Annotated in this window: 6 protein-coding genes; 5 read left to right on the top strand and 1 reads right to left on the bottom strand. The window is 40.8% G+C overall.

The window, feature by feature from the left end:
• Positions 1 to 42 precede the first annotated feature (42 nt).
• On the bottom strand, positions 43 to 1,632 hold the full coding sequence (locus U735_RS0116160) for a peptide chain release factor 3 (RefSeq protein WP_031444823.1): 1,590 nt from the start codon (positions 1,630 to 1,632) through the stop codon (positions 43 to 45).
• 617 nt (positions 1,633 to 2,249) lie between these two features.
• Here U735_RS0116160 and U735_RS0116155 point away from each other — a divergent pair.
• The 5 genes from U735_RS0116155 (at position 2,250) to U735_RS0116135 (ending at position 13,845) form a co-directional block, all read left to right on the top strand.
• Positions 2,250 to 6,677 carry a T9SS type B sorting domain-containing protein gene (locus U735_RS0116155; protein ID WP_031444822.1) on the top strand — a complete coding sequence of 1,476 codons (4,428 nt, stop codon included), beginning with the start codon at positions 2,250 to 2,252 and terminating at the stop codon, positions 6,675 to 6,677.
• A gap of 15 nt (positions 6,678 to 6,692) precedes the next feature.
• Positions 6,693 to 7,646 carry a PorP/SprF family type IX secretion system membrane protein gene (locus tag U735_RS0116150; protein WP_031444821.1) on the top strand — a complete coding sequence of 318 codons (954 nt, stop codon included), beginning with the start codon at positions 6,693 to 6,695 and terminating at the stop codon, positions 7,644 to 7,646.
• A gap of 10 nt (positions 7,647 to 7,656) precedes the next feature.
• On the top strand, positions 7,657 to 9,594 hold the full coding sequence (locus U735_RS0116145; RefSeq protein ID WP_031444820.1) for an OmpA family protein: 1,938 nt from the start codon (positions 7,657 to 7,659) through the stop codon (positions 9,592 to 9,594).
• 360 nt (positions 9,595 to 9,954) lie between these two features.
• Entirely contained in the window at positions 9,955 to 11,604 is a 1,650-nt protein-coding gene (locus U735_RS0116140; RefSeq protein ID WP_146032780.1) for an immunoglobulin domain-containing protein, read from the top strand.
• Between the two features lie 174 nt (positions 11,605 to 11,778).
• Positions 11,779 to 13,845, top strand: coding sequence for an immunoglobulin domain-containing family protein (locus U735_RS0116135; protein ID WP_031444818.1), 2,067 nt, complete (start codon positions 11,779 to 11,781; stop codon positions 13,843 to 13,845).
• The last annotated feature ends 397 nt before the right edge of the window (positions 13,846 to 14,242 follow it).

Below are 14,242 nucleotides of genomic sequence, written 5' to 3'. Positions count from 1 at the left end.
AATACAGAAGGTTTTTTAGTTTTATGGGTATGGAGTTTTCATTTAGTCGAATTCGGAAGTAAAATGAAGTTTTACATTGGGATATTTTTGCTGTGTCATTTGCAATGAAAATTGGGAATCAGCAAGAAAGACTAGTTGTTTTCTCTTGTCCTTGGCCAAAAACTTCTGCTTTACGCGCTTAAATTCCTTGAACTCCTCGCTGTTCTTGTCTTTTGGATCTACCCAACAGGCTTTGTAAACAGGGAAATTTTCATAAGTACATTTTGCACCATATTCATGCTCCAAACGGTATTGTATTACTTCAAACTGTAGCGCGCCCACCGTACCTATAACTTTTCTGTTATTCATTTCCAGGGTAAATAACTGGGCAACCCCTTCATCCATCAATTGATCAATTCCCTTATTAAGCTGTTTGGCCTTCATGGGATCGGCATTGTTGATATATCTAAAATGTTCCGGTGAAAAACTTGGTATACCTTTGTAATGTAGTATTTCACCCTCTGTTAAAGTGTCTCCAATTTTGAAATTTCCGGTATCATGCAGTCCCACAATATCCCCTGGATAGGAAATATCCACAATTTCTTTTTTCTCGGCGAAAAATGCATTGGGACTGGAGAATTTTAAATTTTTGTTTTGTCGTACGTGCAAATAGGGTTTGTTTCTTTCAAAAGTACCGGAAACTATTTTTATGAATGCAAGACGATCCCTATGCTTGGGGTCCATATTGGCATGTATCTTAAATACAAAACCGGTTAATTCTTTTTCATTCGCTTGTACCAAGCGCTCTTCGGCCATTTTGGCCCTCGGCGAGGGAGCAATATCTATAAAGCAGTCCAACAGTTCCCTTACCCCAAAATTGTTCAGGGCTGAACCAAAAAATACGGGTTGCTGTGTCCCCTTTAGGTAACTTTCCTTGTCAAACGGGGGGTATACCCCGTTCACCAATTCTAAATTGTCCCTAAGTTCCGCAGATGCTTTGGTTCCGATGATTTTTTCAAGTTGAGGGTTATTTATATCGTCGAAAGCAATGGTGTCTTCAATATTCTTTTTACTGTCCCCGCTAAAAAGATTAATGTTTTTTTCGTAAATATTGTAGATTCCTTTAAAATCATATCCCATGCCAATGGGGAAACTTAAAGGAGTTACGGAAAGGCCCAATTTCTGTTCAACTTCATCCAATAAATCGAAGGCATCCTTCCCTTCCCGATCCAATTTGTTGATGAATACGATCATCGGGATGTTGCGCATTCTACAAACTTCTACCAATTTTTCAGTTTGCTCCTCTACACCTTTTGCAACATCAATAACAACAATTACGCTATCCACAGCAGTAAGGGTTCTAAAGGTATCTTCCGCAAAATCCTTGTGACCAGGGGTATCCAGTATATTTATTTTTTTGTCTTTGTATAGAAAGGCAAGAACAGAGGTGGCTACAGAAATACCCCTTTGTTTTTCAATCTCCATAAAGTCACTGGTAGCAGTTTTCTTTATCTTATTGTTTTTCACGGCTCCCGCTTCCTGAATGGCACCCCCGAAAAGCAGTAGTTTTTCTGTTAGTGTTGTTTTTCCCGCATCGGGATGTGATATGATACCGAAAGTCCTTCTTCTTTCAATTTGTTCCCTAAAACTCATTGATTATTTGATTTCGGCAAAAATAAGTCAAATTAATTTTTTTCAACCAGCATATGCCGGTAAATACTGTAAAGAAATATTAATTGGTGGATATTTCAGATTTGATTGGGGTATTATATTATTTCTTAGGTTCTGGTCGACTTATTGGGATTTTTCTTTTGAGGTTTGTTTAGGTTTGCCTTCGGTGTCTTATACTTTTTGTGGTTGGTAAATTGTTATTTAGATTTTTTGGGAGGATCCAAAATTTAAGTAAACTTTTTTTCCGGTTTTAAAGCAGGATAATTTTAGTCATTAATTATAAAATATTCGTTTGATATTGCAATAAAATACATCTTTTGCTTACTTTATTACAACGAAAAAACCTACAATAAAATACTAATTTACTAACGATTTTTACGCGATTTACTGAATTTGTCCAAGGTCGTTTTTGTGATTATTTAACACTTTGTCGAGTAATACGGTTATTGGCAGATTTTATATGATTTATGGCTTGAAAACCTTATGACTATTGATTTTTTAGATATATCTTGCATGTAATATTGGAGTTGGCCCCAACTTCTTACATTTATTTTTTACCTATTGTGCCATGGTGATCAGTTGATATAAAACTATCATTTATGGAGAATATTACTTTTGTGAAATATAGGAGCATTTTAGCTCATTATTTTTCACTTATCGCTGTTATTTTTGTTTTTGGAAGTGCATCCTCCTATGGGAATACCTATGTGTATAATCATGGGGAAAAAATATTACATGAAGTAAATGTTAACGACAAATCAAATATAAAGCAGAATTCTTCGAATGAATTTTGGGATCTTTTTTCTATACGGAGTCTTGATTTATCTAGAACTGATATAGATTATTCAGGAGTATATTCTTCAAACTCTGTTACTCAAATTAGTGCTATACCCTTAACAATATTAGATTCATCTTCGGCTATATCAATGGATTCCGATGGGGATGGTGTGACCAATGATAAAGAAAATGCGGACGGTACGGATCCAAATAATTCCTGCGATTTTATTTTAGCGCACCAGAATTGTACGCCTTCAACTGCTTGGAAAAATGCGGATTGTGATGGTGATGGGGTGACCAACAACAAGGAGAAGATAGATGGAACAGATCCTTTGGATCCATGTGATTTTGTTTTGGGACACCAAAACTGTAGCCCGTCCACGGAATGGAAGAATGCAGACTGTGACGGTGATGGCGTAACCAATGAAAAGGAAAAAGAGGATGGTACAGATCCCTTGGATACCTGCGATTTTGTCCTGGCACATCAAAACTGTAGCCCGTCCACTGAATGGAAGAATGCGGACTGTGACGGTGATGGCGTAACCAATGTGGATGAGAAGTCAGATGGTACGGATCCTTTGGATCCCTGTGATTACGATCCAGACCATGTGACTGTAGCCCAGTGCAGTAGTTATTTGCCTTCAGATTGTGATGGCGACGGCGTAACCAATGGAAAAGAGATAGAAGACGGTACAGATCCCTTGGATCCCTGCGATTTTGTCCTGGCACATCAAAACTGTAGCCCGTCCACGGAATGGAAGAATGCAGACTGTGACGGGGATGGTGTTACCAATGAAAAGGAAAAGGAGGACGGAACAGATCCTTTGGATCCCTGCGATTTTGTCCTGGCACATCAAAACTGTACTCCATCAACAGAATGGAAAAATGCCGATTGTGACGGTGATGGCGTAACCAACGAGGATGAGAAAACGGACGGTACGGATCCTTTAGATTCCTGTGATCTTCTTTATACCAGCATTTCAATATTGCCCTCCTATTCTTGGAAAAATGGAGATTGTGATGGAGATGGCGTTACCAATTGGCAAGAAGTAAATGATGAGACCGATCCTACCGATCCTTGTGATTATAAGGTGGAGAGTATTACCTTGCCCCAGAGCGGCGATTATTTAACAGTTGATTGTGACGGGGATGGGGTGACCAATGAGGATGAGAAGGAAGACGGTACAGATCCGTTGGATTCCTGCGATTTTGTTTTGGCCCACCAGACCGTGGCTCCTTCCAACACTTGGAACGATACTGACTGCGATGGGGATGGGGTGACCAATGAGGATGAGAAGGAAGATGGTACAGATCCCTTGGATCCCTGCGATTTTGTTTTGGCCCACCAGACCGTAGCTCCTTCCAACACATGGAACGATACTGACTGTGACGGGGACGGGGTGACCAATGAAGATGAGAAAGAAGACGGGACCGATCCTCTGGATCCCTGTGATTATAACCCAGAAAGTGTTACGTTGACCCCTTCAGTTGATTGGGAGGTTCTTGATTGTGACAATGACGGAAATCCAAATGGAACTGATCCGGATCCACTTGTTGCAACTGCGAGGGATGACTCCGGGTCAACCCCTGCCATGACAGAAGTGGCGATCAATATTTTGGAGAATGATGATTACTTGCCTAATAATCACGCTGACAATTTGGGTATTACAGCTTTATCAATGATAGGTGGCAGTGCCTTAGGAACTGTTACTTTTGATGAAGAAACAGGCTTTTTGACTTACACTCCTGTCGAATCCGAATCCAACTCCACTGTTACTATAATTTATCAGGTATGTAACGTTATTCCTGATCCAAGTGTTTGTGCATCGGCCACGGTAACCATTCAGGTAGGTCCTGATATGGACAATGTAATCGATGCGGTAGACGACAGTTATAGCGTGGATACCGATGTAAGTGGCGTGATACCAGACAGCAACGTGCTGGGCAACGACACCATAAACGGGGAAGTGGTAGCCGCTGCGGACGTGGTGCTTACTTCTACGCCAACGGACGAACTAACCATAAACGAGGATGGCAGTGTTAGTGTGGCCCCTGGTACTGCCGATGGTACCTACACTATTGAATATACCATCTGTGAATTGGCCAATACGGACAATTGCGATACAGCTACGGTAACTATTCAGGTAGGTCCTGATATGGACAATGTAATAGATGCAGTGGACGACAGTTATAGCGTGGATACCGGTGTAAGCGGAGTTTTACCCGATAGCAACGTGCTGGGCAACGACACCATAAACGGCGAGGTGGTAGCCGCTGTGGACGTAGTGCTTACTTCTACGCCAACGGACGAACTTACCATAAACGAGGATGGCAGTGTTAGCGTGGCCCCCGGTTCAGCCGATGGCACCTACACTATTGAATATACCATCTGTGAAGTGGCCAATACGGACAATTGCGATACAGGCACTGTCACGGTTCAGGTAGGTCCTGATATGGACAATGTGATAGATGCAGTGGACGACAGTTATAGCGTGGATACCGGTGTAAGCGGAGTTATACCAGACAGCAACGTGCTGGGCAACGACACCATCAACGGCGAGGTGGTAGCCGCTGTGGACGTAGTGATTACTTCCACGCCAACGGACGAACTAACCATCAACGAGGATGGCAGTGTTAGTGTGGCCCCCGGTACTGCCGATGGCACCTACACTATTGAATATACCATCTGTGAAGCGGCCAATACGGACAATTGCGATACAGGCACTGTCACGGTTCAGGTAGGTCCAGATATGGACAATGTAATCGATGCGGTGGACGACAGTTATAGCGTGGATAGCGATGTAAGTGGTGTGATACCAGACAGCAACGTGCTGGGCAACGACACCATAAACGGCGAGGTGGTAGCCGCTGTGGACGTAGTGCTTACCTCTACGCCAACGGACGAACTTACCATAAACGAGGATGGCAGTGTTAGTGTGGCCCCCGGTACTGCCGATGGCACCTACACTATTGAATATACCATCTGTGAAGCGGCCAATACGGAAAATTGCGATACGGGTACTGTCACTGTTCAGGTAGGTCCCGATATGGACAATGTAATCGATGCGGTGGATGACAGCTATAGCGTGGATACCGATGTAAGTGGCGTGATACCAGATAGCAACGTGTTGGGCAACGACACCATAAACGGGGAAGTGGTAGCCGCTACGGACGTAGTGCTTACTTCTACGCCAACGGACGAACTTACCATAAATGAGGATGGCAGTGTTAGTGTGGCCCCCGGTACTGCCGATGGCACCTACACTATTGAATATACCATTTGTGAAGCGGCCAATACGGACAATTGCGATACGGGTACTGTCACTGTTCAGGTAGGTCCTGATATGGACAATGTAATCGATGCGGTGGACGACAGTTATAGCGTGGATACCGATGTAAGTGGCGTGATACCAGACAGCAACGTGCTGGGCAACGACACCATAAACGGGGAAGTGGTAGCCGCCACTGACGTAGTGCTTACTTCCACGCCTACGGACGAACTTACCATAAACGAGGATGGCAGTGTTAGTGTGGCCCCCGGTACTGCCGATGGCACCTACATTATAGAATATACCATCTGTGAAGCGGCCAATACGGAAAATTGTGATACGGGTACGGTAACCGTTCAGGTAGGTCCTGATATGGACAACGTGATCGTTGCGGTAGACGATGCCTATGCAACAGATACAAATAATACAGGCTTAATCACTGGCAGTAACGTGCTTGATAACGATACCCTTAATGGAGATCCTGTAGCTTCTACAGACGTGGTGCTTACTTCTACGCCAACGGATGTGCTAAAGATTAACGAGGATGGCAGTGTTAGCGTGGCCCCCGGAACTGCCGATGGTACCTACACTATAGACTATATGATCTGTGAGGCTGCCAATGCTGAAAATTGCGATACTTCTACGGTAACAGTGATTATAGAAGATGGGGATGAGGATGAAAAAATTGAAGTAAATCAACTCGTGACCCCTAATTCGGATGGTAAAAACGACTTCCTATTTATTAGAGGGGTTAGAAACGCCAATAACAATACCTTGAAAATCTTCAATAGATGGGGTGTTTCTGTCTATGAAGGAAAAGGGTATAATAATCAGAATAATGTTTTTGACGGTAGGTCCAAGGCTAGATCTACTGTGACTGGAAACAATTATTTGCCCGCAGGAGTTTATTATTATATTTTTCAATATGAAAATAAACAGCAGAATATTACAGATAGTGGTTATATTTATGTGAGTAAATAAAATATTTTATAGTAGATGATATATAAAAAGAGTCTCCTCGTTACCGTTTTAATGTTGTTTTCCCTTTTTGCAGGACTATATGCCCAGCAAGATGCACAGTATACCCAGTATATGTACAATACTATGAGTGTAAACCCGGCATATGCGGGGTCTAGGGGGCAATTAAGTGTAGCGGCGCTCTACCGTTCCCAGTGGGTAGGATTGGAAGGCGCTCCTAAAACACAGACCTTAAACCTGCATTCACCAATAAGGAATAGTAGATTGGGGTACGGTATTTCCATTATCAATGACAATATTGGGGATGGTGTGGTTCAGGAAACCCAGTTCGATGCCGTTTTGTCCTATACCGTTGATGTTGCTTTGGATGCCAAATTATCCTTTGGATTAAAAGTAGGGGGGAATATGTTGAGTCTGGATTTTAATGGACTGAACAATTTTGATTCTGAAAATATACAAGGTGAGAACATCGACAATAAGTTTTCCCCAAATTTTGGAGTAGGGGTGTACTATCATACGGATAAGTTTTATGCAGGACTCTCTGCTCCAAATATGGTAGAAACAGAATATTTTGACAATTCCCAACGTGATGCCAATTCAGTACAGTTCCTTTCCAAGGAGAGAATGAATTTTTATTTAATTACTGGTTATGTCTTTGATCTTAATAATAATTTTAAGTTTAAACCTGCAGTTTTGACCAAAGTAGTGGGCGGGGCGCCCTTACAAATAGATTTGTCCGCCAGTTTCTTGTTCAATGACAAGTTTAGCTTTGGTGCTGCTTATAGATGGGATGCGGCATTAAGCGGTCTTCTGGGCTTCCAACTTAGCGATCAGTTTATGATTGGTCTGGCATATGACCGGGAAACTACAGAGTTGGGAGGAACACAATTTAATGACGGGTCCTTTGAAGTGTTTTTAAGATTTGAACTGGTTAAATCGTTCCGAAGAATGGTTTCTCCGCGTTTCTTTTAAAAAAAATAAAATGATAAAAAGAATTTTTTTGCTGACAGTATTATTTTCTGTCCTTGGTAATGCTCTTATTGCCCAGGATAGACTGATAAATAAGGCAGATGAAAAATATAGCGACTATTCCTTTAGTCCGGCCATTGATATCTATAAACGCGTATTGGACAAGGGATATACGTCTGCCGATCTGTTAATGAAGCTGGGAAATTCTTATTATTTTAATGCTGAATACAAAGAGGCATCAGAAATCTACAAAAGACTCCTAAGTGAATACAAGGAAGGAATTGGACCTGAATACTATTTTAGATATGCACAGACTTTGAGGTCTTTGGGAGAATATGATCTGTCCAAGGATGTAATGGCGGAGTTTTCCCAAATAACTTCAGCAGATGTTAGGGCCAATCTTTATATGGCCGAAAGGGACTATTTGGCGGAAATAGAAAAAAATTCCGGGAGATATGACATTGGTAAATTTGCTTTCAATTCCAGATATTCAGATTTTGCCCCTTCCTTTTATGGGGAAGGACTAATATTTTCTTCCGATAGGGATACCGGTAATTTGGCTCGATATAGACATACTTGGAATTCCAAAGATTTCTTGGACCTGTACAAGATAAATGCCGACAGTGTTTCTGTAAACAAGGTGGTGAAATTTGGGGACGATATAAATACCAGATATCACGAATCTACATCGGTCTTTAGTAAGGATGGCAACACCCTCTATTTTACGAGGAATAATCTATTTGATGGTAAAACCGTAAAAGATGAAAAGGGAGTGGTACGCCTAAAAATCTTTAAGGCGGTCAAAGAAAAAGGAGTATGGACCCATATTGAGGAACTTCCCTTTAATAGCGAATCCTATTCCATTGCACACCCTACACTTAGCCCGGACGAAAAAATACTATATTTTGCCTCAGATATGCCGGGTTCCTATGGAGAGTCGGATATTTTTAAAGTAGCCATTAATAGTGATGGTACTTATGGGACTCCAGTAAATTTGGGTAATATTATCAATACGGAAGCAAGGGAAACCTTTCCTTACGTTACCAGTGAAAATGTACTTTATTTTTCTTCCGACGGTCATCCCGGATTAGGTGGCTTGGATATATTTGCTACGAAAATTTCCAACAGTCAGTATATAGGGACCGTTTTAAATGTAGGAAAACCTGTAAACAGTGAGTTGGATGATTTTACCTTCATTATAAATGAAGAAACCAGAAACGGCTATTTTGCTTCGAACCGGGAGAATGGTGTGGGTGAGGACGATATATATAGTTTTGTAGAGACGAAAAAATTGGAATTCGATTGTATTAAACCAATTACAGGTACCGTAAGGGATAAAATTTCCAATGAGGTCTTAGTAGGGGCAACGGTGAAGGTTATTGATGAAAATAATGAGGAATTGGCATCGGCAATAACGGATTCTAATGGCAATTACAGTATTACTATAGATTGTAATAAAGGTAATTTTGTTAGGGCTACTATGCAAGGATATGTGCCTTCCGAAGAGTATCTTAATATATCCGATAGTAAGCCTTTGATAGTTGATTTTTATTTGGAAAGGGATACCGTAACAGCGGGTTATGGGGACGATTTAGCCAAATTATTACAGCTAAGTACCATTTATTTCGATTTTGACAGGTATAATGTTAGGCCAGACGCTGAAATTGAAATTCAAAAGGTAATTGCTGCCATGGAAAAGTATCCAAGTTTAAAACTTAAGGTTACGTCCCATACCGACAGTCAAGGGGTTGATGCCTATAACTTGTGGTTATCACAAAAAAGAGCGGAATCTACGGTAGCTTATATGGTTTCAAAAGGAATTGCAAGTGATAGATTGCAGGGCGAAGGTTTTGGGGAAACCCGATTGGTAAACCGCTGTGTAAACGGAGTAAAATGTTCGAAGGCCGAACATCAATTAAACCGTAGATCGGAATTCTTGATATTGGAATAGATTTACTCCTGTAGAAAATATTTAGAGCAGCTGTTTTTACAGCTGCTTTTTTGTTTGCGATAATTAAGGAACCCACAATTTTGGTTTTATAGTGCATTACTCTTGGTAGGTTGTATCATCATTTTGCCAATAATATCTAGGTAACCTCACCCAGTATTTCTACCTTAACTACATATTTACCACAGTTTAATGGTACTTCACAACATAATGTTCTCTATTCTTCAATTATTGAATATTTTCACCCTTTGACATTAGGTTCATCGATTGCGGCAGAACTAAAATTTTAGTTTGGCCATAATAATTATATAAGATTAGGATGTTGTTAATAGCAAATATTATTTCACATTTAAACCCATGTTTTTGACCCAGAATTTAAAACAATCGGTTTTACTATTGTTATTTTTATTATTAAGTATCCCTGTTGTGGCTCAGGTTACTGGAGATTATAGGTCAAAGGCTTCTGGCAACTGGGGCAGTTCCAGTACCTGGCAGATTTATAATGGTATTGCTTGGGTCAATGCCACCTCATATCCGGGACAGAACAGTAACGTAGGTACGGTAACCATTGGTAGCGGTAATACCGTATCCTTGAATGTGAATATTACTTCCTATACCATAGATAAATTAATAATTGGTGATCAATCTGGTGGTGATGACACCCTTTCGTTACCAAACAATGGGGTACTGACTGTTAATATAATGTTGGTCGCGGTTCAAAGTGATGGAATTCTTACATGGGCGGGTAATGCAGATTTACACTTACCGTCGGACGCTATAATCTACAATAATGGAGGAGAGATAGATACAGATAAGAGTTGTAATAATTCCCAAAGAATTTTCCTGGGCACTAGAGAGTTTTCTTCCTGTAAGGGAAATGGAAGTTATGAGTTCTCTTTTGATGAGGTAGAATCAGCACTTCCTCCTCCCACCAGTAATGGGGACATTACTGAATGCGAACAAAACCCTATACAAACCCTAACCGCTTCTGCAACCCCGCCCTCCGGGGCCCATGTGGTATGGTATACTGCTAGCAGTGGTGGTTCTCCGGTTTCCCCAACCCTAAATACGGTGGGTAACGTTACATATTATGGAGAGAGCGTAGATAATTCGGATTCCAATAGAAGAAGTCTTTTTAGAACCGCTGTAGAACTAACTATTCTTCCAAGGCCTACAATTTCTGTAAGCACTTCTCCTACTTGTGTTTTTAGACTATTTTCGCCTACTACTTACAGATTGGGCGTAACAGTTAGTACGGGAACGGTAACCAGTACGGCTGGTACTGTGACGAATACCTCGGGAAATACTTGGACCATCACAGATGTTCCATCCGGAACCAACATTGTGGTAACGGTAACCGATGCCAATGGCTGTACAAATGAATTACCAGTGACTGCACCTAATTGTGCCTGTCCTGTGGTAAGTGCACCTACAAGTGGGGGTAATGAGTCTTATTGTACCGGTGATGCCGTACCGAGTGTATCGGCATCGGTAGGGTTTGGCGAGACAGTGGACTGGTACAATGCACCTAGTGGAGGAACATTGTTATTGTTGGGCAATACAACTTATACTCCCAGTGGCCCTGGTACTTTTTATGCCGAGGCAAGGAATACGTCGACCAATTGCCGCAGTGGAGCAAGGACGGCAATAACAGTTACCCAAGACACCCCTTCAACGGCTGCTATAGGACCAGATCAAGTTATTTTTACCGGAGGTAATGCCATTTTTACGGTAACTGCAACCAATGCAGATACCTATCAATGGCAGGTGAGTACGGATGGGGGAACAGTCTTCAACAACATTTCAAACGGCACAGAGTATGCAGGTACTCAGTCCACTGCCTTAACGGTCAAGACGGCGGGTGCAGATAAAAATGGCTATAGATATCGTATAATAGCTTCAAAATCAGGATCCAGTTGCCCTCCTACATTTTCATCTTCTGCATTGTTGACAGTTAAGGTGAGGACTGTAATTACAAATCGAAGAATTACTTATAGGGTCAATAAGGAATAGGCGGGTTACTTATATTGAAAATAGTTTTATTTTTCAAAATTTTAATATCAAAATACTTGTTGGTTTTATACATAAATCTTTCGAAAGTTAGCGTAAACTACAGTTTTTTGGTGTTTCACAACAATTATAGGTCTACTTGGTTTGTTCCGTTTAAATTTGGGTTTTTGGAATATAATGCTCAATAGAAACTTTTATATCGCTTTTAAGGTTAGGATAATCATACTTTGTGTTTTTATTTTAATGGCCTTTATTGGAAACTCACAACAGAATCCAGGAGTTGGTGCGAATTTTGGTTTGGAGGCTGATCTAATGTCAGGGACTACAAACGCAAACACTGATGATTGGTTTACAGGGGCTTCAGGAATGGGGGTTATTGATCAAAGTCAGTTATCAATTTTCCAAAATATAATCAATTCATCATCTAATACTCCCTTCGATACAAGGATGAGTATAAATAATTTTTCATCCCCCAATGGGTATATTTGGTATGCGGCACGTTTTGGGCATGACTATATTAGTGAAGGGAATTCCAATAAAGACAAAACAACCTTTGGTGGCGGTTCTAAAAATGCTCAAAATCCTGCCACACAATGGAATATCTCAGAATCCTCCTTGACATCAAATGTAGATATTGTGGATTCCTACGTACATATGAGGAGGAACGGTACCAATACCGGAGACGATTTATGGGTTAATTTAGGAGTTTCTACTTTAAAAGCTAATGGTGCCCGTTTCATTGATTTTGAATTATATGTCCGACGTTTATTGGTTTCAGGTGGCAATTTCACAAATGTGGGAGTCAACGAAGGACACACAGCATGGCAGTTTGATGCCCTGGGAAATACAACCCAAATAGGTGACGTGGTAGTAGGGTTTGCCTTTTCGGGAAGTGGTGTATCTGCTATTGAGGTACGTGTTTGGGTCTCAAGGACGAACTATCTATTAAATAGAGGTTTTAACTATACGGCATTTGATGGTGCTTCCAATGGATCTGTCTATGGATATGCCAGTATCAATTTTGCAGGCAATACCTTTAGTAGGGTAAATACAGTTGCTAGCACTGCCCCCCCATGGGGTACATATGCAACAGGGCTTTCCCCTGCAACACAATATGAGCAAGAGGCTTTCGCGGAAATTGGAATCAATTTTACAGGAATTGGGTTTGATCCCAGAACCTTATTTGGACCAGGTGCAGCGTGCGATTCCCCATTTAGCTCTGTATTGGTTAAAACAAGATCTTCCGCATCTTTTACTTCTTCATTATCCGATTTTGCCGGACCTTACGATTTTTTGGGCGGTTCCTCAAGCGGTCAGTTGGATACTAGTATTGTGGATCCTGGAAACTTTAGTGGTTGTGTGTCTAATGAGACATTGACCTTAGAGGCCAATTTTGATTCGGTCATTGCGGAGTACTATTGGACCTCCTTAAGTCCGGGGGTGACATTTCCGGATGGTACTACCTCTAAATCGGGGGTATATCTGAAAAGTGTGGACATAGACACTCCAGGAGATTATTCATTGAATATTGCCCCATTGCCTGGTTGTACTCCTGATCCTGCAGATGCAACTACTATAACTATAAATTCTGATGGCCTGGTTTCAATAACGACACAGCCAAATGATGAGGCAGTATGTGATGGAGATCTGGCGAGCTTTAGTGCGAGTTCCTCCAATGCTGATACTTTTCAATGGCAACTAAGCACGGATAACGGTAGTACATACTTGAATATAATGGATGGCGGTATTTACTCAGGAGCTACTTCATCTAATTTAACACTAAATTCCACAGATACAAGTATGGACGGTCAATTATATAGGCTGCTGGCATCCACATCTGCAAACTCTTGTCCACCTATTATTTCTAACCCAGGATTACTGAATGTTATAGGTGTCGTTGCTTTTAATACACAGCCCTCCGATATTACAATTTTTGCAGGCGATACCGGTGTTTTCACTGTCAGTGCGGATAATGCAGATACTTTTCAATGGCAGGTAAGCTCTGATAATGGATTGAGTTTTTCTAATATTAACAATGGAGTGGTCTATTCAGGAACAGATACAGGGACTTTGACTATAAATGAAAATGACATAAATTATTCCGGATTTCAGTATCGCGTTATAGCATCCAATACTTCGTTATCATGTCCATCATCAGAAATATCTACTGCAGCGATTTTAACAGTTTTGGTTAGAAATGTAATTTCCAATAGGAAAATCACTTATCGGGTAAATAAAAATTAAAATAATAGCTAATTAAAGTAGTTTAATTTGACAATTCATGTTTTGTTATAACGAAATAATATGGGGCAAGCGTTCCTATTGTACTTCGGAGTTTTCTCCCAAAAGTTTGATTAAGGGTTGTACCCTTATCACTAAAAGAAGAATTACATACAGGGTTAAACCAATTTAATTTTTACAACAGTTAATCTAATAGGGACTTTCATAAAACAATAATTGGACAAAAATCATTGTACAGTTTGGCAGTCGACAAATGGTATTTATTTAAACTAGTTGGTATGTAGCAATAAGCTCCCTAAAAAACAAAACTCGGTCCAAGGGAGTCGCTTCGGAAAGAATTCACTTAGAATTTTTATGCTGAATGGAATTCTCGAAATCAAAAGACACGGATTCAGAGTGC

Origin of the sequence: Arenibacter algicola (assembly GCF_000733925.1) — a bacterium.
GTDB classification, from domain to species: domain Bacteria; phylum Bacteroidota; class Bacteroidia; order Flavobacteriales; family Flavobacteriaceae; genus Arenibacter; species Arenibacter algicola.
Note: the sequence above shows the minus strand (reverse complement) of the source record. Positions and strands in the feature narration are given on the sequence as shown.